Raw genomic sequence first — 21,235 nt, 5'->3', positions numbered from 1 at the left:
TTGTAGAGCCACGCCCTGCGTGGCTGCGGCAACGCGCATGCGATGACGCAACCTTGAAAACGGGACAATCCACCCCTACCCCTTGACCAGCCGCCGCGCCGGGCGCGGCACCGTCCAAGGAGCACTCCCCGATGACCGAGCAGACCCACAAAGAAACCCTGGGCTTCCAGACCGAAGTGAAGCAGCTGCTGCAGCTGATGATCCACTCGCTGTACTCCAACAAGGAAATCTTCCTTCGCGAGCTGATCTCCAACGCCGCCGACGCCTCCGACAAGCTCCGCTTCGAGGCGATTACCCAGCCGGGCCTGCTTGAAAGCGATGGCGACCTGCGCATCCGGGTCAGCGTCGATGCCCAGGCCCACACGCTCACCATCGAGGACAACGGCATCGGCATGAGCCGTGACGAGGCCATCGCCCACCTGGGCACCATCGCCAAATCCGGCACCGGCGACTTCCTGCGCCAGCTCTCCGGCGACCAGAAGAAGGACTCGCAGCTGATCGGCCAGTTCGGCGTGGGCTTCTACAGCGCCTTCATCGTCGCCGACCAGGTCGACGTGTATTCGCGCCGCGCGGGCCTGCCTGCCAGCGAAGGCGTGCACTGGTCCTCGCGCGGCGAAGGCGAGTTCGACGTCGAGACCCTCGACAAGCCCGATCGCGGCACCCGCATCGTCCTCCACCTGAAGGACGACCAGCAGGACTTCGCCGACGGCTGGCGCCTGCGCGGCATCATCAAGAAGTACTCCGACCATATCGGCCTGCCGATCCAGATGGCCAAGGAACACTACGGCGACGATGCCCCCGCCGAGGTCGAGTGGGAGACGGTGAACCGCGCCAGCGCGCTGTGGACCCGCCCGCGCACCGAGATCACCGATGCCGAGTACCAGGAGTTCTACAAGCACGCCGCGCACGACCACCAGGACCCGCTGGCCTGGAGCCACAACAAGGTGGAAGGCAAGCTCGAGTACACCTCGCTGCTGTACGTGCCCGCCCACGCGCCGTTCGACCTGTACCACCGCGACGCGCCGAAGGGCCTGAAGCTGTACGTGCAGCGCGTGTTCGTGATGGACCAGGCCGAACAGTTCCTGCCGCTGTACCTGCGCTTCATCAAGGGCGTGGTCGACTCCAACGATCTTTCCCTGAACGTCTCGCGCGAGATCCTGCAGAGCGGTCCGGTCATCGACTCGATGAAGTCGGCCCTGACCAGGCGATCGCTGGACATGCTGGAGAAACTGGCTGCGGACAAGCCCGAAGTGTATGCCGGGTTCTGGACGCAGTTCGGCCAGGTGCTCAAGGAAGGCCCCGCCGAAGACGCCAACAACCGCGAGAAGATCGCCGGCCTGCTGCGCTTCGCCTCCACCCATGACGCCAGTGGCGAGCAGAGCGTGTCGCTGGCCGACTACATCGGCCGCATGGTCGAGGGCCAGGACAGGATCTACGTCCTGACCGGCGACAGCCACACCCAGGTCAAGGACAGCCCGCACCTGGAAGTGTTCCGCAAGAAGGGCATCGAGGTACTGCTGCTCACCGACCGCATCGACGAGTGGCTGATGGGCTACCTCACCGAGTTCGACGGCAAGTCGTTTGTCGATGTCGCGCGTGGCGACCTCGACCTGGGCGCGCTGGAAACCGCCGAGGACAAGCAGGCGCAGGAAGCGGCGGCGAAGGAAAAGCAGGGTCTGGTCGAGCGGATCAAGGCTGCGCTGGGGGACGATGTGGCCGACGTGCGCGTCTCGCACCGGCTCACCGACTCGCCCGCCATCCTGGCCATCGGCGAACAGGACCTGGGCCTGCAGATGCGCCAGATCCTGGAGGCCAGCGGCCAGAAGGTGCCCGACAGCAAGCCGGTGTTCGAGTTCAACCCTGGCCATCCGCTGATCGGCAAGCTGGACCAGGAAGCCGACGCCACCCGCTTCGGCGACCTGAGCCGCGTGCTGTTCGAGCAGGCCGCGCTGGCGGCCGGCGACACGCTGAAGGACCCGGCCGCGTATGTGCGCCGCCTCAACAAGCTGTTGTTGGAACTGTCGGCCTGAAAAGGCCGGCACCGGTAGTGCCGGCCGCTGGCCGGCATGTCGGGAAAACCGCCACGGTAGTGCCGGCCGCTGGCCGGCTAACCGCGACGATGAATCACCCCGTAGTGCCGGCCGCTGGCCGGCTCGCCGGCTAACCGCGACGATGCATCAACCCGTAGTGCCGGCCGCTGGCCGGCTCGCCGCGACGATGAATCGCCCCGTATTACCGGTCAGGCCTTGTCGTCCAGCAACGCCCCAAGCATGTCATCGGCACGCCGGATCAGGGTCGCGTTGGCCGTGAACGCCAGCACCTCGGTGCGCGCAGCGACCAGATCGGCCAAGGGCGCGGCCGGGTCGGCATCGGCCACCGCCACCCGGGTGGCCACGCCGCCGTCAGCAGTGCTGCTGCGCTGCAGCTGCAGCCGCTGCGCATCCGGGGTGGCCAGGTTGGCCACGTTGTGCGCGGCGACCTGCACGCCCTGCTGTGCCGCGCGCATGCCGCTGCCCGCGATGGCCAGGATGTTGCCCATGGTGATCGTCCTGGACCGTGAAAGTACGGTCCTCCACGTTTGTTAGCGGCATGCCGGGGACAATATTGAGGGGACAAGTCCGCTCTACACAGCCCGTTTCAACCGTCCGCTCTATTGCACGCGGGCCCTACAGGCCCGGGTGGTAGCATATCCCCCTGATTTCAGCGCCGATCCCAATGCTCAGTTTCTTCCGACGCAAAAAGCCCCAGGACGCTCCGCAGGACGCGCCCAAGACCCAGCACTACTCGACTGAAGAGCTTGCCGCGGCCTTCCCGTCGGCCGCTCCAGCCACGGATCCGGCGACGCCGGCCGCTGATCCGGCAGCGTCCGCTGCGCCCGCTGGGACGAGCGCGGCCCCGGCAACGCCGATTCCGGCCCCGGACGCGCCCACCTTCGCCCCCGCCGCAGCGCCTGTTGCGCCGGTGCCGCACGTCGCCCCCGTGGCATCGCCTGCCGCAACGGCGCCGCCCGCGGTGACCGCACCGGGCACCCCCGCGGTCGCGCCGCAGGCGGAAACCGCACCGAGCACCATTGCGGCTCCGCCCGCCACGCCGATTCCGGCCCCCCTGGTCCCGCCCGCCGCCACGACACCCGCCCCCGCGGTAACGCCCGAAGCATTCCCGACAGCGCCGGCCGCCCCCCTGCAACCGACCCTGGTCGCCACCGAGATCGTCCAGGAGGCCGCCCAGCCGCTGGCCACGCCGTCCGCCACGGATGAAGCCGCCCCGGCCGCGCCCGGCAAGACCGGTTGGCGCGACCGCCTGCGCAACAGCGTCATCGCGCGCAGTTTCGGCGGCCTGTTCTCGCGCAATCCCAAGCTCGACGACGACCTGCTGGATGAACTGGAAACCGCGCTGATCACCGCCGACGTCGGCGTCGGCGCCACCACCGCGCTGGTGGAAGGGCTGCGCAGGCGCATGAAGGCGCGCGAGTTCGTTGATGCCAATGCCCTGCTCAAGGCCCTGCGCGCGGACCTGATCGCGATCCTGCAGCCCGTTGCCCAGCCGCTGGTGATCGACCGCAGCGCCAAGCCGTTCGTGGTGCTCACCGTCGGCGTCAACGGCGTCGGCAAGACCACCACCATCGGCAAGCTGGCCAAGCGCTTCAAGGACGACGGCCACAGCCTGATGCTGGCCGCGGGCGACACCTTCCGCGCCGCCGCCGTGGCCCAGCTGCAGGCCTGGGGCGAGCGCAATGGCGTGGCCGTGGTCGCGCAGGGCCAGAACGCCGATGCCGCCTCGGTCGCGTTCGATGCGCTGCAGGCCGGCAAGGCGCGCGGCACCGAGGTGCTGATCGCCGATACCGCCGGCCGCCTGCATACCCAGGGCGGGCTGATGAACGAGCTGGGCAAGATCCGCCGCGTGCTGGGCAAGATCGATCCCAGCGCGCCGCACGAAGTGCTGATGGTGATCGACGGCACCACCGGCCAGAACGCGCTCTCGCAGCTGCGTCAGTTCCATGCCGCGGTCAACGTGACGGGCCTGGTGGTGACCAAGCTGGATGGCACCGCCAAGGGCGGCGTGGTGTTCGCACTGGCACGCGAGTTCGGCATTCCGATCCGCTTCGCCGGCATCGGCGAGCGCCCGGAAGACCTGCGCGTGTTCGATCCGGAGGCGTTCGTGGATGCGTTGTTGCCGGAAGCGCTGGGCGGCTGAGCCACCGTGTGGACACGCATGGCGTGTCCCTACGCTGGCCGGACGCGGTGTGGACACGCATGGCGTGTCCCTACGCTGGGCGGATGCGGCATGGGCACGCATGGCGTGACCCTGTACGGGCCGGACGCGGCATGAAAACGCGTAGCGACACGCCATGCGTGTCCCACGTAACCTCGGACCAGAACGCCATCCCGCCCCCTTCGCCAAACGCACCCTACATGCCCCGCCAGCCTCCCGCCCGCGACACACCCGCCATCAACGACGCCTTCGTCGCGCGACTGCTGCCGTGGTTCGACGGGCACGGTCGGCATGACCTGCCTTGGCAGCACCCGCGTTCGCCGTATCGGGTGTGGCTGTCGGAGATCATGCTGCAGCAGACCCAGGTCAGCACGGTCATTCCGTACTTCCTGAAATTCCTGTCCGTGTTTCCCACCCTGCCCACGCTGGCCGCGGCCAGCAACGATGCGGTGATGGCGCAGTGGGCCGGGCTGGGCTACTACGCCCGTGCACGCAATCTGCATGCGGCCGCGCAACGGTGTGTCGAACAGCATGGCGGTGAGCTGCCGGGCGATGTCGATGCCTTGATGGCGCTTCCGGGCATCGGCCGCAGTACCGCCGGCGCCATCCTCAGCCAGGCCTGGAATGCGCGTTTCGCCATCCTCGATGGCAACGTCAAGCGCGTGCTCAGCCGCTATCACGGCATCGATGGGTTCCCCGGCCTGCCGGCGGTTGAAAAGGTGCTCTGGGCATTGGCCGAGGCGCACGTGCAGCACGTGCCGGCCGACCGCCTGGCCGATTACACCCAGGCCCAGATGGACCTCGGCGCGACCGTCTGCACCCGCAGCCGGCCGGCGTGCGTGATCTGTCCGCTGCAGGACGATTGCGTGGCGCGGCGCGAGGGTCGCAGCGACCAGTTGCCGACGCCCAAGCCGTCGAAGGTGCTGCCCGAACGCGAGGCGGTGGCGCTGCTGCTGCGCGACGGGCAGGGTCGGATCCTGCTGCAGAAGCGGCCGGACACCGGCATCTGGGCGCAGCTGTGGACGCTGCCGCAGGCCGAGCGTGGCGCCGACCTGCAGGACTGGTTCGACGCGCATGTCGATGGCGCACTGGAAGACGCCGAGGTGTTGCCGGTGCTGGAGCACACCTTCAGCCATTACCGCCTGCACCTGCAGGTCCTGGTGCGCCGCGTGCAGGGGTTGCGGCGGGAAGACCCGGCGTTGCGCTGGGTGGCCGCCGCCGACCTGCCCACGCTGGGCCTGCCTGCACCCATCCGCAAGCTGCTGGAGAGCGGTGCCCCGCCCGTCCGGGCCAAGCGCCGTACAATGCGCGGTGCAACACCCTCAGACGATTTCGAGTAAGCCCATGTCCCGCACCGTTTTCTGCCAATACGAACAACGCGACACCGACGGCCTGGATTTCGTGCCGTATCCCGGCGACCTGGGCCAGCGCATCTTCGCCCACATCGGCAAGAGCGCGTGGAGCAAGTGGCTGGCGCACCAGACCATGCTGATCAACGAAAACCGCCTCTCGCCGCGCGATCCCAAGCACCGCGCGTTCCTGGAACAGGAACTGGTGAAGTACCTGTTCGGCGGCGGCGCCGAGGCCCCGGCGGGGTTCGTGCCGGAGGCGTAGGCCGTAGTGCCGGCCGCTGGCCGGATCCTCGCGATGATGGGTTCCTGAGGAGCCGGCCAGCGGCCGGGTCCACGCGAGATGCGGGGTTCATGAGGAGCCGGCCAGCGGCCGGCACTACGCAGGGTGATGGGTTCCTGAGGAGCCGGCCAGCGGCCGGGTCCACGCGAGATGCGGGGTTCATGAGGAGCCGGCCAGCGGCCGGATCCACGCGAGATGCGGGGTTCAGGGGAGCCGGCCAGCGGCCGGCACTACTGCACCTGCGCTTGGCGCAGCTCCTTTTCGGAGGCGCGCAACGCCTGTACATCCAGCTTGCGGATGCTGCCGATGAAGCACGGCACCTGCGGACCGCTGGTGGTGTCGCGGACCAGTACCTTGTCGAAGCGCGAGGACACGCGACCCATCTGGCTGGTGAGGCCGATCGCGGTGGCATAGCTCAACCCCTGGCAGTCGCCTCGGAGTTCGAGCAGGTACGCCTCGCTCGGGCGCGTCCAGACCGCCAGCGCGCTGTCGCCCAGCTCGGTCCAGCCGTTGAGGGAACCGAAATACTGCATGTCCTGCTGCGGCGGGCCGGCATGCGCGCGGTACAGCGCCAGCCGCTCGGTGCTGCTCAGGCGGCCGGTACTGGCACAGCCCACCAGCGACATACCCAGAACGACCGCTGCGATCAGCGTCTTCATGGCCCCTCCGTTGTGTGATGAACACCCGGATCATGCACCCGGGAACGACCGGTCTTCCACCCGCCTGACCGGCCGTTCAGCGCCCAGCTCAGACCTGGCTGTGGGCCAGGCTGTGCAGGCGCCCTTCGCGCAGCTCCAGTACCCGGTCCAGCTTGCGCGCCAGGCTGCGGTCGTGGGTGACCAGCACCAGGCTGGTGTGGTGGGCGCGGTTGAGTTCCAGCATGAGCTCGAACACGGTGGCGGCGGTCTTGTCGTCCAGGTTGCCGGTGGGCTCGTCGCCGAGCACGCAGGCCGGGCGGTTGACCAGTGCGCGCGCCACGGCGGCGCGCTGACGCTCGCCCCCGGACAGCTCGCCCGGCTTGTGGTCGAGCCGATGCCCCAGCCCCACCGACTCCAGCAAGGCCTGCGCGCGACCCTTGGCGTCGGCCACCTCTTCGCCGGCCAGCAGCACCGGCATCATCACGTTTTCGAGCGCGGTGAATTCGGGCAGCAGGTGATGGAACTGGTAGACGAAGCCCAGTGCGCGGTTGCGCAGGCGGCCGCGCTGGCTGTCCGACAGGGCCGACATGCGCTGGCCGGCCACGAACACTTCGCCGGCGGTGGGCGTGTCCAGCCCGCCCAGCAGGTGCAGCAGGGTGCTCTTGCCGGCGCCGGAGGCGCCGATGATCGCGACCGTTTCGCCGGCGGCCACGCTCAGGTCCAGGCCGTTGAACACCGGGGTCTGCATGCGGCCTTCGGCGTAGGTCTTGGCCAGCCCTTGGGCGCGGATGACTTCGTCGCCACGGTTGATCGGCTCATTCATAGCGCAGGGCCTCCGCCGGCTGGGTGCGGGCGGCGCGCCACGCGGGATACAGGGTGGCGAGGAAGCTCATGACCAGCGCAACCACGGTGATGATGACGATGTCCGGGGTCTGCATGTCGGTGGGCAGGCCGGTGATGTAATAGACGTCTTCCGGCAGCAGCTTGACGTTGAACAGCGTCTCGATCGCGCCGAGGATGCGCTCCAGGTTCAAGGTCAGGGTGATGCCGCCCACCACGCCCAGCACGGTGCCGAAGATGCCGATCAGCGAGCCCTGCACCATGAACACCTGCATGATTCCGCCAGGGGTAAGGCCGAGGGTGCGCAGGATGGCGATGTCGGCCTGCTTGTCGGTGACCAGCATGACCTGCGAGGACACCAGGTTGAAGGCGCCCATGGCGATGATCAGCGAGAGCAGGATGCCCATCACCACTTTTTCCATGCGCAGCGAGTGATACAGGTTGGCGTTCTGCTGGGTCCAGTCGCTGACCCGGTACGCGCCGCCCAGGCCGTGCGCAAGGTCGACGCCGACCTCCAGCGCCTTGTCCATGTCATGCAGCTTCAGCCGAACGCCGGTCACGCCGTCCATGCGCAGCACGCGCTCCAGGTCGGCCATGTTGGCGTAGGCCACGCCGCGGTCGATCTCGTTGTACCCGGCCTCGAAGATGCCGCTGACGGTGAAGCGTTTCAGCCGCGGCATGGCGCCCATGGGGGTGCCCTGCACTTCGGCCAGCGTCACCAGTACGGTGTCGCCCACGTCCACGCCCAGCCAGGTCGCCAGCTCCTTGCCCACCAGCAGGTTGTAGCTGCCCGGGGTGATGCTGTCGAAGCTGCCCTTCGTGACCTTGGTGTTGATCACCGACACGGCAGGCTCCAACGCCGGGTCGATGCCCTGCACGATGGCGCCCTGCACGCGCGGCCCGCTGAGCATGGCCTGGATCTCGATGTACGGCGCGGCACCGGCCACGCGCGGATCCTTGTGGGCCACCTCGACGGCACGCTGCCAGTCCGACATCGGCGCGCCATCGGCGGTGATGGTGGTGTGGGCGGTCATCTGCAGCAGGCGGTCACGGATTTCCTTCTGGAAACCGCTCATCACCGCCAGTGTCGTGATCAACACGGTCACGCCCAGGGCAATGCCCAGGATGGAGGCCATGGAGATGAAGGAGATGAAGCCGTTGCGGCGTTTGGCCCGCAGATAGCGCAGGCCGATAGCGACTGGTATGGGTTTGAACATGCAGGTACGCCGGAGTATTCGGGCTATGGTGCCATCACGGACGTGAACGCGGAATGGGACGTGCCTGCACGGCCAGTCGCAGTTCACGTCTCAGGGCCGCAGGCAGCGTGTCGGGCCAGAACAGCCGCGCCTGCCGGCGGCCGTGCAGCCGCCAGCGGAGCTGCAGCAGCGCGCCGCGGTCATGCAGCGACAGTGCGTCCACCGGGTGGCCATCGACCAGGGCCGGGGCCGCACCGGCCGGGATGAGGATGGAACAGGGCGACTGTCGTGAGTAACGCCAGCCCTGCAGTGCCGCCCCTGCCCCGGCGAGCAGGCCCACCGGCCAGTGTGCGGCGGCGGGCAGCTCGGTGGCGGCCGCCACCCAGGGCATCAGCAGCGCGAACAGCAGGTGCGCGGCGGCCTGCCAGCGCGAGGGACGCCATTCAAGCCGGCAGGGCGCGGATCCGGGCGATGAGCATGCTGAGCTGGGCATCCGGGCAGTCCTCGTATCCCATGAACCAGCGCCACAATTTATCGTCTTCGCAGTCGAGCAGGCGCAGGAAAACCTCGCGCTCGTCGGTCGGTGCAGTGGCCCATTCGCGGTCGAGATAACGCTCGAACAGCTGGTCGAGCTCGCGCATGCCGCGGCGGCAGCGCCAGCGGAGTTTTTTGAGGAGGGTCTGTTCGTCCATTTTCCGGGTTTCCAGATGTGGCAAAGCCACGCAGGGCGTGGCTCTACCGGGTTCGATCATTGCACCGCGGACACGCATGGCGTGTCCCTACGCAGGTCGATCACGTAGTGACACGCCATGCGTGTCATCGCGATGCCAGACCACAACGAAACGCCATGCGTGTCATCGCGCTACCAGACCGCAGCGACACGTCAGACGTGTCACCTGATGCCATCAGGCCCGGCGCGCCATCATGAGCTTCTTGATCTCGGCGATCGCCAGCGCCGGATTCAGGCCCTTCGGGCAGGTCCGGGCGCAGTTCATGATGGTGTGGCAGCGGTACAGCTTGAACGGATCTTCCAGGTCGTCCAGGCGCGCACCGGTGTCTTCGTCGCGCGAGTCGACGATCCAGCGGTAGGCCTGCAGCAGGATCGCCGGGCCCAGGTAACGCTCGCCATTCCACCAGTAGCTCGGGCAGCTGGTCGAGCAGCACGCGCACAGGATGCACTCGTACAGGCCGTCGAGCTTCTTGCGGTCTTCCGGCGACTGCAGGCGCTCACGGTCCGGCGGCGGCGGGGTCTGGGTGCGGATCCACGGCTTGATCGACGCGTACTGCGCGTAGAAGTGGGTCAGGTCCGGTACCAGGTCCTTGATCACGCTCATGTGCGGCAGCGGGTAGATCGGCACTTCGGCCTTGCCGCAGTCGGCGATGGCGCGGGTGCAGGCCAGCGTGTTGGTGCCGTCGATGTTCATCGCGCACGAACCGCAGATGCCCTCGCGGCACGAACGACGGAAGGTCAGGGTCGGATCGATCTCGTTCTTGATCTTGATCAGCGCGTCCAGGACCATCGGGCCGCAGGCGTCCAGATCGATCTCATACGTATCGGTGCGCGGATTGCTGTCGTCGTCGGGATTCCAGCGGTAGATCTTGAAGGTGCGGGTGTTCTTCGTACCGCTCTGGGCGGGGAAGTGCTTGCCCTTTCCGATCTTGGAATTCTTGGGGAGGGAAAACTCGGCCATGGCTGTTCTCGTTGGCTCAGGCGGCTCGCGCTGCAATGCAGGCGCGGCTGGCTCGGAAGATGAGGAAGTCGACCCCGCCGGCCAGCGGCGCACGCACCACCCCACCCGTGCGGGCGGAGGCGGAAGCAGGCGCTGCGTAGCCGGAGGTCATGCCGCAGGTCTCTCAGTACACGCGCGGCTTGGGCGGGACCACGTCCACGTCCTTGCTCAGCGTGTACATGTGGACCGGGCGGTAGTCGAAGCTGCACTTGCCGTTGTCGTCGACATTAACCAGCGTGTGCTTCTGCCAGTTCACGTCGTCGCGGTCCGGGAAGTCCTCGTGTGCATGCGCACCGCGGCTTTCCTTGCGCTGTTCGGCCGAGTTGATCGTCGCCACCGCGTTGAGCAGCAGGTTGTTCAGCTCGTAGGTTTCGATCAGGTCCGAGTTCCACACCAGCGAACGGTCCGACACCTTGACGTCCTGGAAGGAGTCGAAGATATCGGCCATCTTGGTGCAGCCCTCTTCCAGCGTCTTGCTGGTCCGGAACACCGCCGCGTCGTTCTGCATGGTGCGCTGCATGCGATCGCGGATGACCGAGGTCGGGGTGTCGCCGTTGGCGTAGCGCAGCTTGTCCAGCAGGCCCAGCGCCTTGTCGCAGGAATCCGACGCCAGGGTCTTGTGCGGCTGGCCCGGCTTGATGGTGTCGGCGCAGCGGTTGGCCACCGCACGACCGAACACGACCAGGTCGAGCAGCGAGTTGGAGCCCAGGCGGTTGGCGCCGTGCACCGACACGCAGGCCGCTTCGCCGATGGCGTACAGGCCCGGCACCACGGCATCGGGGTTGTCGCCTACCTTGCGCACCACTTCACCGTGGTAGTTGGTCGGGATGCCACCCATGTTGTAGTGCACGGTCGGGATGACCGGGATCGGCTGCTTGTGCACGTCCACGCCCGCGAAGATGCGCGCGCTTTCGGCGATGCCCGGCAGCTTGTCGTCGATCACGCCCGGGCCGAGGTGGGTCAGGTCGAGCAGGATGTGGTCCTTGTGCTCGCCGACGCCGCGGCCTTCGCGGATTTCGATGGTCATCGAACGCGACACCACGTCGCGCGACGCCAGGTCCTTGTAATGCGGTGCGTAGCGCTCCATGAAGCGCTCGCCATTGCTGTTGCGCAGGATGCCGCCTTCGCCACGCACGCCTTCGGTGATCAGGCAGCCCGCGCCGTAGATGCCGGTCGGGTGGAACTGCACGAACTCCATGTCCTGCATCGGCAGGCCGGCACGCATGACCAGACCGCCGCCGTCGCCGGTGCAGGTGTGGGCCGAGGTTGCGCTGAAGTAGGCGCGGCCGTAACCGCCGGTGGCCAGCACCACGCCGTGGGCGCGGAACAGGTGCAGCGAGCCGTCGGCCATGTCCAGCGCGAGCACGCCGCGGCAGACGCCTTCCTCATCGAAGATCAGGTCGAGCGCGAAGTACTCGATCATGAAGCGCGCGTTGTGCGCCAGCGACTGCTGGTACAGCGTGTGCAGCATGGCGTGGCCGGTCCGGTCGGCCGCGGCGCAGGTGCGCTGCGCGGACGGGCCTTCACCGTACTTGGTGGTCATGCCACCGAACGGGCGCTGGTAGATCTTGCCGTCTTCGGTACGGCTGAACGGCACACCGTAGTGTTCCAGTTCGATGATGGCCGGAATCGCTTCGCGGCACATGTATTCGATGGCGTCCTGGTCACCCAGCCAATCCGAACCCTTGATGGTGTCGAAGAAGTGGTAGCGCCAGTCGTCCTCGCCCATGTTGCCCAGCGCGGCGGAAATACCGCCCTGCGCGGCCACGGTGTGCGAGCGGGTAGGGAAGACCTTGGTCAGGCAGACGGTCTGCAGGCCCTTGGCGGCAAGACCGAACGTGGCGCGCAGACCGGCACCGCCGGCGCCCACCACGACCATGTCGTACTTGTGTTCCGTAATCTTGTAAGCGGACATCTAATCTGGATTCCTGTCTTGGTGCCTGGACTCAGGCAACGCCGAGCGCAATGCGGGCGACCGCAAAAACACTGACGATCGCGCCGAGCACGGCGATGAACTTCACCGTGGTCTGCAGCGCCAGGGCCAGCAGCGAGTTGTGGATGTAGTCTTCCAGCACGACCTGCAGGCCCAGCTGGGCGTGCCAGAACATCGCGACCAGGAAGCCGACCAGCAGCACCGCGTTCCACGGCTTGGACACCGCGTCGGCGGCGGTCACGTAATCGGCGTTGACCAGGCTCAGCACGAAGACCAGGAACCAGATGGTGAGCGGGACCAGCGCGGTGGCGGTCAGGCGCTGCACCACGAAGTGCTCGGTGCCGGTCTTGGCGGCACCCAGGCCACGCACGTTCTTCAGCGGGGTACGGAACTTGTTCATGCGGCGGCTCCGACGAAGACGTAGGCCCAGACCAGCGCGGTGATCACCAGGCTGGCGATGACCGAGATCCAGCTGCTGCGCACGAAGGCGGGGATGCTGAAGCCGATCGCGAAGTCCTGCGTGATGTGGCGGATGCCGTTGCACAGGTGGTAGGCGAACGACCACGTCCATGCGAACAGGAAGAGCTTTCCATACCAGCTGCCGGCGTGGCCGGTGAAGCAGCTCCAGGATTCAGGACCCATCATCAGGGCCAGCAGGCCGCCGGCGATGATCAAGGCTCCAACAGACAGAAAGATACCGGTCGCTCGATGCAGGATCGAGGTGGCCATCTGAATCTGCCAGCGATACACCTGAAGGTGCGGGGAAAGGGGACGTTCTCTGGCGGCCATTCGCTGGGCTCGTTGTCTCGGCTGGGCGGCAAAATGCCGCGTTGGCTCAATGCTGATCAGAAATCGATGCAGCGTCCGTTTTTTTCCCAGTCTCCATACCGCACCGGATCGAGTCCGCCGCGGCCACCGATTTCCACGGGCGCCACAGGCGTCTGGGCGAGCGGCTGCTCGTCCGGCACCAGCGGAGCTTCAGGTTGGGAATCTGGAGTGGGGGTTGTTTGGCCTATCATGGGTGTTCTCGCAACGCACAAATTTTAGACCCCGTTCACGTGCCTGACAACCTCGCCCTCGATTTCATCGGTTTTCCGCGCCTTTCCGGTCACGCGCTGCTCAGCCTGCGCGGCCCCGAGGCGGCGGTGTTCGCCCATGCCCAGTTCTCCAGCGACGTCACTGCCCTGCCCGTGCGGCATTGGCAGTGGAGCGCCTGGCTGAGCGCCAAGGGCCGCACCCTGGCTGTGTTTCAGCTGTTGCGCGTGGACGAGGAGCACGTGCTGCTGGTGCTGGCTGACGGCGATGCCGATGCGATTGCGTCGCAATTGCAGCGTTTCGTGTTCCGCCGCAAGCTGAAGATCGAGGTCCGGACCGACCTGGTGGTCGCCGGCAGCTTCACTGCGCCGGAAGCGGCATCTGGCGCGGCAATCGCCGTTGCCGATGAGACCCTGGAGCTGGATGTGGGCAGCGACGCGTTGCCCCGCACACTGAAGATCGCCCCGGCGCCCGCCTCCACCGCTGCGGATGACGGCACCTTTGAACGGGCCTGGCGCCAGTCCGACCTGCGCTATGGGCTGCCGCGGTTGTCGGCCGACCAGCGCGAGCAGTGGACCCCGCAGCAGCTCGGCCTGGACCGGTTGAACGGCTACAGCGTCAAGAAGGGCTGCTATCCCGGCCAGGAGATCGTGGCGCGCACCCATTTCCTGGGCAAGGCCAAACGTGCGTTGCAGCTGCTGCGGGTGGCCGACGGCACCGCGAGCGGCGCGCAGGTGCAGCAGAACGGGGCGGCCATCGGCACGGTGGCCAGCGTGGCGGGCGACCTGGCGTTGGCGGTGTTGCCGCTGGAGATGGCCGAGGGCGCCCTGAGCGTTGGCGGCGTTGAAGCCTATGGCGTTCCGTTGCTGGACGGCCTGGCCCGCTAGCCCAGCCGGGCGCTTCGTGCAGCCACGCAGGGCGTGGCTCTACCGATCATCAACCAACCCGCCGTAGAGCCACGCCCTGCGTGGCTGCGCGGTGTCGGCACCACGCGGAGTGACACGCCCTGCGTGTCAACGCCATGCCGAACGAAGCCAATCTCCGTAGAGCCACGCCCTGCGTGGCTGCACGGTGTCGGCACCACGACGCATCACGCGTCGTGATTCAACCGCTCGCCGGATTCGGCGTCGAAGAAATGCAGCCCCTGCGGCTGGATCGCCACGCGGATCGACTCGCCCACGGCCGGCAAGGCCTGCGGGGCCACGCGCATCACCAGCGCCTGCTGGCCATGGCGCATGTTGACGAAGATCTCGTTGCCGACCGGCTCGATGCCTTCGATGCTCGCCTCGAAGGCGGTGGCCTCGTCGGCCGTTGCCGGCTGCAGGTGCTCCGGGCGCACGCCCACGGCCACCGTGCGGCCGATCCAGGCCGGGTCGATCGTGGCCGCACCCAGCGGCGCGCGCAGCGATGCCTCCTGGACCACGACGCCGTCGCCATCGCGCTCCAGGGCGCCGCGCAGCACGTTCATCGCGGGACTGCCGAGGAAGCCGGCCACGAACAGGTTGGCCGGCCGGTCGTACAGCGCCATGGGCGTGTCGATCTGCTGGATCACACCATCCTTGAGCACCACGATGCGCTGGCCGAGGGTCATCGCCTCGACCTGGTCATGGGTCACGTAGATCATCGTCGTGCCGAGCTTGCGGTGCAGCTGGGCGATTTCGGTACGGACACTGTGGCGCAGCTTGGCGTCCAGGTTGGACAGCGGCTCGTCGAGCAGGAACACCGCCGGTTCGCGCACCAGCGCGCGGCCCAGTGCCACGCGCTGACGCTGGCCGCCGGACATCGCCTTGGGCAGCTTGTCGAGCATCTCGGTCAGCCCCAGCGTCTGTGCCGCATCGTTGACGCGCTTGGCGATGGTGGCCTTGTCGTGGCCACGCAGCTTCAGCCCGAACGCCAGGTTCTCGGCCACGGTCATATGCGGGTACAGCGCATAGCTCTGGAACACCATGGCGATGTCGCGATCCTTGGGCGCCACGTCGTTGACCACGCGGTCACCGATGGTCAGCGTGCCGCCACTGATCTCTTCCAGGCCAGCGACCATGCGCAGCAGGGTCGACTTGCCACACCCCGACGGCCCCACCAGGACCATCAACTCGCCATCGGCCACTTCGAAGGTCGCACCCTGAACAGCCACCTGGCCGTTGTCGTAGACCTTGCGTACGCCCTGCAACTGCACTTTTGCCATATCACCCATTCCAGTCCGCCCGCTGCCGGGCTGTTGTGCGGAACTGCCTTCGGCCCTCCCGATGGCAGGTCGATGGCGTGGTGCCGCATGACGACGACCACTGCAATCGAATACAGTCTGTCCATTCTGCCATGTAAACGTTTTCACGTGGCAGTATTCAATGATCGGTCATGACCGCGTGGCATCAAGGGAAGCACATTCTCCCGATGGGCCCGTGACATGCCCCATGATGGGCGGGCCCGTACCTGTTCATGTTGCGTCGCAGCAACACGACAGCACGGCCGGCGAGACCCCCGAGAACATAGACGAGAAGCGATTGACAACGATGTCACCCGGATCTGAAACTCGAGCGATGCACGACACCCTCTTCCTGTTTGGCGCTACTGGCGACCTTGCCCAGCGCTACCTCTTCCCTTCGTTGCTGCGCCTGCTGGGCGACGGACTGCTGCCGGAGGACTTCAAGGTCCGCGCACTGGCCCTGTCCCCGCATGACACCGAGGCGTTCCGCGACATCCTGCGTCCGCGCCTGCAGCAGGCGATGCCGGCGGCCAGCCAGGACGACATCCAGTCGCTGCTGTCGCGTATCGATTACCGCTCGGTCGACCTGCGCAATCCGGAATCGGTGGCCGAATCGGTCAGCGACCTGGTCGACCGCCACTGCGTGAGCTACCTCGCCATTCCACCGGGCCTCTACATCTCCACCTGCGAAGGCCTGGCCAAGGGCGGCGCGCTGGCGGCCCCGCACCGGCTGATGCTGGAGAAGCCGATCGGCAGCGACAGCGCCAGCGCCGAGGAGATCATCTCCACCATCGGCCAGTGGATCGACGAAGACCGCGTGTTCCGCCTGGACCACTACCTGGGCAAGGCCGCGGTGCAGAACCTGATCGCGCTGCGCTTCGGCAACACGCTGCTCGAGGCGGTGTGGAACCGCAACTACATCGAATCGGTGCACATCCTGGTCGCCGAGAGCGAAGGCGTGGATGGCCGCGATGCCTACTACGCCCGGTCCGGCGCACTGCGCGACATGGTCCAGAGCCACATCCTGCAGCTGCTGTGCCTGGTGGCGATGGAGCCGCCGGCCTCGCTGGAAGCCGACCGCATCCGCGACGAGAAGGTCAAGGTGCTGCGCGCCCTGCGCCCGCTCGATGCCAGGCACGCCGCGCGTGACAGCGTCCGCGGCCGTTACACCGCTGGCACTATCAACGGCCAGCCCGCGCAGGCCTACCAGCCGCCGGAAGGCAGCGACGTGGAAACCTTCGCCGGGGTCACCGCGCACATCGACAACTGGCGCTGGTCCGGCGTGCCGTTCCATCTGGTCACCGGCAAGCGCCTGGCCGAGCGCACCACGCGCGTGGTGGTCACGCTCAAGCCGGTCACGCATTGGCTGTTCGAACGCCCGGACCGCGGCAATGCCACGCCGAACCGCATCACCTTCCAGCTGCAGCCGCAGGAAAACATCGAGCTGGGCCTGATGAGCAGCCTGGCCGGCCCGGAATGGGGTGCGCTGGAACTGCATCCGCTGGAGCTGGAGCTGTCGGTACCGACCGGCCTGCACCGGCGCATCGCTTATGAACGCCTGTTCCTGGACGCCTTCAACGGCAACCATGCGCTGTTCGTGCGCGACGATGAAGTACGCGCGGCCTGGGCCTGGATCGACAGCGTCAGCGATGCCTGGAAGGAAGCGAAGCTGCCGTTGCAGCCCTACCCGGCGGGCGTGTGGGGCCCCGAGGAAGCCCTGGGCTTCCTGCCTGCTGACGTGGATGCCGACGCTGGCCGCAAGGATCCGGCATGACGGTGTTGACGCAACCGGCGCTGGTCGCCGACATCGGTGGCACCAACGCACGCTTCGCGCTGGCCGACACCAGCCTTGCCGCGCCGCTGCTGCCCGACAGCATCCGCGAATTCGGGGTGGCCGACTTCCCGTCGCTCGGCGAGGCCGCGCGTCACTACCTGGAGCAGATCGGTGCCGAGGCGCGCCGCGGCGTGTTCGCCGTGGCCGGCCGCGTGGATGGCGATGAAGCACGCATCACCAATCATCCGTGGGTGATCTCGCGGGCACGCACCGCGCACATGCTGGGCTTCGACCAGCTGCACCTGATCAACGACTTCGCCGCGCAGGCCATGGCGATCTCGCTGCTGCAGCCGCAGGACGTGATCCAGGTCGGCGGCGCGGCGTGGGTGCCGGGCAAGCCTGGCCAGCCGCGCAACTATGCGGTGATCGGCCCGGGCACCGGACTGGGCGTGGGCGGGTTGATCCTGCGTCATGGCCGCTGCTATCCGCTGGAAACCGAGGGCGGCCACGTCAGCTTCCCGCCGGGCACGCCGGAGGAGATCCGCATCCTGGAGATCCTCTCGGAACAGTTCGGCCGGGTCTCCAACGAGCGCCTGATCTGCGGACCGGGCCTGGTCAACATCCACCGCGCGGTCTGCGAAATGGCGGGCGTCGATCCGGGCCAGCTGCAGCCGGTCGACGTCACCGCACGCGCCCTGCACGGCGACCCGCAGGCCATGCGCACCGTGGATGTGTTCTGCGCGGTGTTCGGCGCGATCGCCGGCGACCTGGTGCTGATCCAGGGCGCCTGGGACGGCGTTTTCCTGACCGGTGGCCTGGTGCCGAAGATGCTGGATTCGCTGCAGCACTCGGGCTTCCGCCAGCGCTTCGAGCACAAGGGCCGGTTCTCTTCGATCATGGCCCGGGTGCCGTCGCTGGCCGTGATGCACCCGCACGCCGGACTGCTCGGCGCGGCGGCGTACGCCGCCGATATCGAACGTGACCTGCCCGGAGACGCCGCATGAACCTGCTCGAAACTTCCGACCGTTTCACCCTGGTCCGGCACGGCGACGCCGATGCGTGGATCGAGGCGATTGCGGCCGAAATGGCGCAGATCCTCACCTACGACATCGAGACCCACGGCCGCGCACGCATGCTGCTGTCCGGTGGCACGACGCCGGCGCCGGTGTACCAGGCGCTGGCCGAGCTGGACGTGCAGTGGGACCGGGTTGAAGTGAGCCTGGTCGACGAACGCTGGCTGTCGCCGCAGGACCGCGACAGCAACGCATGGCTGGTCCGACAGAGCCTGCTCAATCGTGCCGACGGCGCGCACTTCGACCCGCTGGTGCGGGTCGGCAAGCCCATCACCGAATGCGTGTACACGGCCAACCTGCAGGCGCAGCACACCGAGAAACCCTCGGTGGCGGTGCTGGGCATGGGCAACGATGGCCACACCGCCTCGCTGTTCCCGGGTTCGAAGGACCTGGCCCGCGCACTGGAGAGCACCCTGCCCTACGCGGCGCTGGATGCCACCGGTTGCCCGGGCGCGAACCAGTGGCCGTTGCGTATCACGCTGACGCCGCACGGCCTGCGCCAGTGCCGCCAGCGCCTGCTGCTGCTGCGTGGCAAACAGAAGCTGGAAGTGCTGAAGCAGGCACTGGAAAGCAACAACGCACAGCTGTATCCCATCCTCAATGCGATCAACCTGGAGAGCGCCCAGCTGCGCATCCACTGGTGCGACTGAGCCCCTGCCCATGTCGTTGCGTTCGCCTTCTCATAGCCGGTAGCCAATGAGCCTGCACCCCAAACTCCATGCCATCACCGAGCGCATCGTCCAGCGCAGCGCTGCATCGCGCGCCGCGTACCTGGCCGGTATCGACGCTTCCCTGCGCGACGGTCCGTTCCGCTCGCGTCTGAGCTGCGGCAACCTCGCGCACGGTTTCGCCGCCTGCGGACCGACGGACAAGAGCCGCCTGCGCGGCGGTGTCACGCCGAACCTGGGCATCATCACTGCGTACAACGACATGCTGTCGGCGCACCAGCCGTTCGAGCACTACCCGGACATCCTGCGCGAGACGGCACGTTCGGTGGGCGCCACGGCACAGGTCGCGGGCGGCGTGCCGGCGATGTGCGATGGCGTGACGCAGGGCCGCGGCGGCATGGAGCTGTCGCTGTTCTCGCGCGATGTGATCGCGCAGTCGACGGCGATCGGGCTGAGCCATGACATGTTCGACAGCACGGTCTACCTGGGCGTGTGCGACAAGATCGTGCCGGGGCTGTTGATCGGTGCGCTGGCCTTCGGGCATCTGCCGGCGATCTTCCTGCCGGCCGGTCCGATGACGCCGGGCATTCCGAACAAGCAGAAGGCCGAGGTGCGCGAGCGATATGCGGCGGGCCAGGCGACGCGGGAGGAGCTGCTGGAAGCCGAGTCGGCGTCCTACCACGGGGCGGGCACGTGCACGTTCTATGGCACGGCCAACTCGAACCAGACGCTGCTGGAGGCGATGGGGGTACAGCTGCCGGGTGCGTCCTTCGTCAATCCGGACACGCCGCTGCGCGATGCACTCACGCGCCATGCGGCAGTACGTGCGCTGGAGATCTGTGCGCTGGGCGACGACTTCCGTCCGCTCGGCCGGTTGATCGACGAGCGGGCGATCGTCAATGCGGTGGTCACACTGATGGCGACGGGCGGTTCGACCAACCATACGATCCACTGGATCGCGGTGGCACGGGCGGCCGGCATCGTGCTGACGTGGGACGACATGGACCAGCTGTCGCAGCTGGTTCCGCTGCTGGCGCGGGTGTACCCGAACGGGGAGGCGGACGTGAACCGCTTCGCGGCGGCCGGTGGTACGGCCTTCGTGTTCCGTGAGCTGATGGACGCGGGGCTGATGCACGCGGACCTGGTGACGGTGGCGGAAGGCGGAATGCGCCAGTACACGCAGGATCCGGCGCTGCGCGACGGTGGGCTGACGTGGGTCGACGGGATCACGGAGAGTGCGGACCGGGAGGTGGTACGCGGTGTGTCGGAGCCGTTCGAGGCGCAAGGTGGGCTGCGGCTGCTGCGTGGCAACCTGGGCCGTTCGCTGATCAAGCTGTCGGCGGTGAAGCCGCAGTACCGGACGATCGAGGCACCGGCGGTGGTGGTGGATGCGCCGCAGGTGTTGAACAAGCTGCATGCGGCCGGTCTGCTGCCACAGGATTTCGTGGCGGTGGTGCGTTACCAGGGTCCGCGTGCGAACGGGATGCCGGAGCTGCATTCGCTGGCGCCGCTGCTGGGGCTGCTGCAGAACCAGGGGCGGCGGGTGGCGCTGGTGACGGATGGTCGTCTGTCGGGTGCGTCGGGCAAGTTCCCGGCCGCGATCCACATGACGCCGGAAGCATCGCGCGGGGGTCCGCTGGGCAAGCTGCGCGAGGGCGACATGATCCGGCTGGACGGTGAAGCGGGCACGCTGGAAGTGCTGGTGGATGCGGCGGAATGGGCAGCGCGCGAGCTGGCGCCGAACACGGCACCGGCGGCGCACGATCTGGGCCGCAATCTGTTCGCGATGAACCGCCGTCTGGTGGGTCCGGCCGACCAGGGAGCGATCTCGATTTCGTGCGGGCCGGCGGCCGATGACGGCGATATCTGGAATTACGACGCGGAGTACGAGTTGGGGCACGACGCCGAGGCTGCGCTTGCGCCGCATGAGGCGAAGGACGCCTGACGCGTTTCGATGCGGTGGAGCGGCGGAGCGGTGGAGCGGTGGAGCGGCGGTGGGCTTCACTGCGGTGAGGCGGCGGCGGGGTCCCCTCCGGGACACGCCGTGAATACGTCCATGTAGGCTCGTAGAAAACATCCATGTTTTCTACGGTCCCTACGGGGACCCCGCCGCCGCCTCACGACACATTGCGGCGCCTTTGTGGCGTCGGCATGTTGACCAACAGTAGTGCCGGCCGCTGGCCGGCTCCACGCATCGCCTGCTTGACCAACAGTAGTGCCGGCCGCTGGCCGGCTCCACGCATCGTCTGCTTGACCAACAGTAGTGCCGGCCGCTGGCCGGCTCCACGCATCGTCTGCTTG

22 protein-coding genes are annotated in these 21,235 nt (G+C 67.5%); 9 read left to right on the top strand and 13 right to left on the bottom strand.

The features are described from left to right. The first annotated feature begins 131 nt into the window (after positions 1–131). Complete coding sequence (gene htpG, locus RT456_RS06445; RefSeq protein ID WP_313344062.1) at positions 132–2,030, top strand: molecular chaperone HtpG; 1,899 nt, start codon at positions 132–134, stop codon at positions 2,028–2,030. Positions 2,031–2,239: 209 nt separating this feature from the next. Here htpG and RT456_RS06440 read toward each other — a convergent pair whose 3' ends face one another. Next, positions 2,240–2,539, bottom strand: a complete 300-nt coding sequence (locus tag RT456_RS06440) for a hypothetical protein (RefSeq protein WP_313344059.1) — start codon at positions 2,537–2,539, stop codon at positions 2,240–2,242. Positions 2,540–2,715: 176 nt separating this feature from the next. Between RT456_RS06440 and ftsY the strand changes: the two genes are divergently transcribed. From ftsY to RT456_RS06425, 3 genes are all read left to right on the top strand, one after another. Beyond that, positions 2,716–4,194 carry a signal recognition particle-docking protein FtsY gene (gene ftsY, locus RT456_RS06435; RefSeq protein WP_313344056.1) on the top strand — a complete coding sequence of 493 codons (1,479 nt, stop codon included), beginning with the start codon at positions 2,716–2,718 and terminating at the stop codon, positions 4,192–4,194. A 218-nt stretch (positions 4,195–4,412) separates the two neighbouring features. Further along, positions 4,413–5,552 carry an A/G-specific adenine glycosylase gene (gene mutY / locus RT456_RS06430; RefSeq protein WP_313344053.1) on the top strand — a complete coding sequence of 380 codons (1,140 nt, stop codon included), beginning with the start codon at positions 4,413–4,415 and terminating at the stop codon, positions 5,550–5,552. Between the two features lie 4 nt (positions 5,553–5,556). Continuing rightward, complete coding sequence (locus RT456_RS06425) at positions 5,557–5,826, top strand: oxidative damage protection protein (protein ID WP_313344051.1); 270 nt, start codon at positions 5,557–5,559, stop codon at positions 5,824–5,826. Positions 5,827–6,074: 248 nt separating this feature from the next. On the opposite strand, the gene RT456_RS06420 is transcribed toward RT456_RS06425, so the two are convergent. From RT456_RS06420 to RT456_RS06375, 10 genes are all read right to left on the bottom strand, one after another. Continuing rightward, positions 6,075–6,503 (bottom strand): DUF6491 family protein, encoded by a 429-nt coding sequence (locus tag RT456_RS06420; protein ID WP_313344048.1) that lies wholly within the window; start codon positions 6,501–6,503, stop codon positions 6,075–6,077. Between the two features lie 88 nt (positions 6,504–6,591). Then, positions 6,592–7,305: a lipoprotein-releasing ABC transporter ATP-binding protein LolD gene (gene lolD, locus RT456_RS06415; protein WP_313344046.1), complete on the bottom strand. Its 714-nt coding sequence runs from the start codon at positions 7,303–7,305 to the stop codon at positions 6,592–6,594. Further along, complete coding sequence (locus tag RT456_RS06410; RefSeq protein ID WP_313344044.1) at positions 7,298–8,539, bottom strand: lipoprotein-releasing ABC transporter permease subunit; 1,242 nt, start codon at positions 8,537–8,539, stop codon at positions 7,298–7,300. Before RT456_RS06410 ends, lolD begins: the two co-directional genes overlap by 8 nt. A 34-nt stretch (positions 8,540–8,573) precedes the next feature. Next, positions 8,574–9,011 (bottom strand): hypothetical protein, encoded by a 438-nt coding sequence (locus tag RT456_RS06405; protein WP_313344041.1) that lies wholly within the window; start codon positions 9,009–9,011, stop codon positions 8,574–8,576. After that, entirely contained in the window at positions 8,962–9,210 is a 249-nt protein-coding gene (locus RT456_RS06400; RefSeq protein ID WP_313344038.1) for a succinate dehydrogenase assembly factor 2, read from the bottom strand. The genes RT456_RS06405 and RT456_RS06400 overlap by 50 nt, the downstream gene beginning before the upstream one ends. Before the next feature lie 213 nt (positions 9,211–9,423). Next, positions 9,424–10,209 (bottom strand): succinate dehydrogenase iron-sulfur subunit, encoded by a 786-nt coding sequence (locus RT456_RS06395; protein WP_313344036.1) that lies wholly within the window; start codon positions 10,207–10,209, stop codon positions 9,424–9,426. Between the two features lie 163 nt (positions 10,210–10,372). Next, positions 10,373–12,163 carry a succinate dehydrogenase flavoprotein subunit gene (sdhA, locus tag RT456_RS06390; protein ID WP_313344033.1) on the bottom strand — a complete coding sequence of 597 codons (1,791 nt, stop codon included), beginning with the start codon at positions 12,161–12,163 and terminating at the stop codon, positions 10,373–10,375. A gap of 31 nt (positions 12,164–12,194) precedes the next feature. Further along, positions 12,195–12,581 (bottom strand): succinate dehydrogenase, hydrophobic membrane anchor protein, encoded by a 387-nt coding sequence (sdhD, locus tag RT456_RS06385; protein WP_313344030.1) that lies wholly within the window; start codon positions 12,579–12,581, stop codon positions 12,195–12,197. Continuing rightward, positions 12,578–12,970 (bottom strand): succinate dehydrogenase, cytochrome b556 subunit, encoded by a 393-nt coding sequence (gene sdhC, locus RT456_RS06380; RefSeq protein ID WP_313344027.1) that lies wholly within the window; start codon positions 12,968–12,970, stop codon positions 12,578–12,580. Before sdhC ends, sdhD begins: the two co-directional genes overlap by 4 nt. Positions 12,971–13,026: 56 nt before the next feature. Then, positions 13,027–13,200 carry a DUF1674 domain-containing protein gene (locus tag RT456_RS06375; protein ID WP_313344026.1) on the bottom strand — a complete coding sequence of 58 codons (174 nt, stop codon included), beginning with the start codon at positions 13,198–13,200 and terminating at the stop codon, positions 13,027–13,029. Positions 13,201–13,239: 39 nt separating this feature from the next. Here RT456_RS06375 and RT456_RS06370 point away from each other — a divergent pair, with 39 nt between their 5' ends. Next, positions 13,240–14,103, top strand: coding sequence for a folate-binding protein (locus RT456_RS06370; protein WP_313344024.1), 864 nt, complete (start codon positions 13,240–13,242; stop codon positions 14,101–14,103). A 203-nt stretch (positions 14,104–14,306) separates the two neighbouring features. Here the strand turns inward: RT456_RS06370 and ugpC are convergent, their stop codons facing one another. Then, complete coding sequence (ugpC, locus tag RT456_RS06365) at positions 14,307–15,401, bottom strand: sn-glycerol-3-phosphate ABC transporter ATP-binding protein UgpC (protein WP_313344022.1); 1,095 nt, start codon at positions 15,399–15,401, stop codon at positions 14,307–14,309. Positions 15,402–15,753: 352 nt separating this feature from the next. On the opposite strand from ugpC, the gene zwf reads away from it, so the two are divergent. Genes zwf through edd form a run of 4 tightly spaced genes read left to right on the top strand, consistent with a single transcriptional unit; the run spans position 15,754 to position 20,879 of the window. After that, positions 15,754–17,193 carry a glucose-6-phosphate dehydrogenase gene (gene zwf / locus RT456_RS06360; RefSeq protein WP_313344020.1) on the top strand — a complete coding sequence of 480 codons (1,440 nt, stop codon included), beginning with the start codon at positions 15,754–15,756 and terminating at the stop codon, positions 17,191–17,193. After that, on the top strand, positions 17,190–18,197 hold the full coding sequence (gene glk, locus RT456_RS06355; protein WP_313344017.1) for a glucokinase: 1,008 nt from the start codon (positions 17,190–17,192) through the stop codon (positions 18,195–18,197). Before zwf ends, glk begins: the two co-directional genes overlap by 4 nt. Next, a complete protein-coding gene (pgl, locus tag RT456_RS06350; protein WP_313344014.1) occupies positions 18,194–18,916 on the top strand; it encodes a 6-phosphogluconolactonase in 723 nt (240 codons plus the stop codon). Before glk ends, pgl begins: the two co-directional genes overlap by 4 nt. Before the next feature lie 46 nt (positions 18,917–18,962). After that, positions 18,963–20,879, top strand: a complete 1,917-nt coding sequence (gene edd / locus RT456_RS06345) for a phosphogluconate dehydratase (protein ID WP_313344011.1) — start codon at positions 18,963–18,965, stop codon at positions 20,877–20,879. A gap of 172 nt (positions 20,880–21,051) precedes the next feature. On the opposite strand, the gene RT456_RS06340 is transcribed toward edd, so the two are convergent. Then, the coding region (locus tag RT456_RS06340) for a hypothetical protein (RefSeq protein ID WP_313344008.1) at positions 21,052–21,235 on the bottom strand (184 nt) is incomplete at its 5' end.

Origin of the sequence: Stenotrophomonas sp. (genome assembly GCF_032099025.1) — a bacterium.
In the GTDB taxonomy this organism is placed as follows: domain Bacteria; phylum Pseudomonadota; class Gammaproteobacteria; order Xanthomonadales; family Xanthomonadaceae; genus Stenotrophomonas.
Note: the sequence above shows the minus strand (reverse complement) of the source record. Positions and strands in the feature narration are given on the sequence as shown.

What these genes read in the sequence shown, in the direction of transcription:
- htpG (WP_313344062.1), top strand. Translation starts at nt 132, where the DNA reads ATGACCGAGCAGACCCACAAAGAAACCCTGGGCTTCCAGACCGAAGTG.
- RT456_RS06440 (WP_313344059.1), bottom strand. Translation starts at nt 2,539, where the DNA reads ATGGGCAACATCCTGGCCATCGCGGGCAGCGGCATGCGCGCGGCACAG.
- ftsY (WP_313344056.1), top strand. Translation starts at nt 2,716, where the DNA reads ATGCTCAGTTTCTTCCGACGCAAAAAGCCCCAGGACGCTCCGCAGGAC.
- mutY (WP_313344053.1), top strand. Translation starts at nt 4,413, where the DNA reads ATGCCCCGCCAGCCTCCCGCCCGCGACACACCCGCCATCAACGACGCC.
- RT456_RS06425 (WP_313344051.1), top strand. Translation starts at nt 5,557, where the DNA reads ATGTCCCGCACCGTTTTCTGCCAATACGAACAACGCGACACCGACGGC.
- RT456_RS06420 (WP_313344048.1), bottom strand. Translation starts at nt 6,503, where the DNA reads ATGAAGACGCTGATCGCAGCGGTCGTTCTGGGTATGTCGCTGGTGGGC.
- lolD (WP_313344046.1), bottom strand. Translation starts at nt 7,305, where the DNA reads ATGAATGAGCCGATCAACCGTGGCGACGAAGTCATCCGCGCCCAAGGG.
- RT456_RS06410 (WP_313344044.1), bottom strand. Translation starts at nt 8,539, where the DNA reads ATGTTCAAACCCATACCAGTCGCTATCGGCCTGCGCTATCTGCGGGCC.
- RT456_RS06405 (WP_313344041.1), bottom strand. Translation starts at nt 9,011, where the DNA reads ATGCCCAGCTCAGCATGCTCATCGCCCGGATCCGCGCCCTGCCGGCTT.
- RT456_RS06400 (WP_313344038.1), bottom strand. Translation starts at nt 9,210, where the DNA reads ATGGACGAACAGACCCTCCTCAAAAAACTCCGCTGGCGCTGCCGCCGC.
- RT456_RS06395 (WP_313344036.1), bottom strand. Translation starts at nt 10,209, where the DNA reads ATGGCCGAGTTTTCCCTCCCCAAGAATTCCAAGATCGGAAAGGGCAAG.
- sdhA (WP_313344033.1), bottom strand. Translation starts at nt 12,163, where the DNA reads ATGTCCGCTTACAAGATTACGGAACACAAGTACGACATGGTCGTGGTG.
- sdhD (WP_313344030.1), bottom strand. Translation starts at nt 12,581, where the DNA reads ATGAACAAGTTCCGTACCCCGCTGAAGAACGTGCGTGGCCTGGGTGCC.
- sdhC (WP_313344027.1), bottom strand. Translation starts at nt 12,970, where the DNA reads ATGGCCGCCAGAGAACGTCCCCTTTCCCCGCACCTTCAGGTGTATCGC.
- RT456_RS06375 (WP_313344026.1), bottom strand. Translation starts at nt 13,200, where the DNA reads ATGATAGGCCAAACAACCCCCACTCCAGATTCCCAACCTGAAGCTCCG.
- ugpC (WP_313344022.1), bottom strand. Translation starts at nt 15,401, where the DNA reads ATGGCAAAAGTGCAGTTGCAGGGCGTACGCAAGGTCTACGACAACGGC.
- zwf (WP_313344020.1), top strand. Translation starts at nt 15,754, where the DNA reads ATGCACGACACCCTCTTCCTGTTTGGCGCTACTGGCGACCTTGCCCAG.
- glk (WP_313344017.1), top strand. Translation starts at nt 17,190, where the DNA reads ATGACGGTGTTGACGCAACCGGCGCTGGTCGCCGACATCGGTGGCACC.
- pgl (WP_313344014.1), top strand. Translation starts at nt 18,194, where the DNA reads ATGAACCTGCTCGAAACTTCCGACCGTTTCACCCTGGTCCGGCACGGC.
- edd (WP_313344011.1), top strand. Translation starts at nt 18,963, where the DNA reads ATGAGCCTGCACCCCAAACTCCATGCCATCACCGAGCGCATCGTCCAG.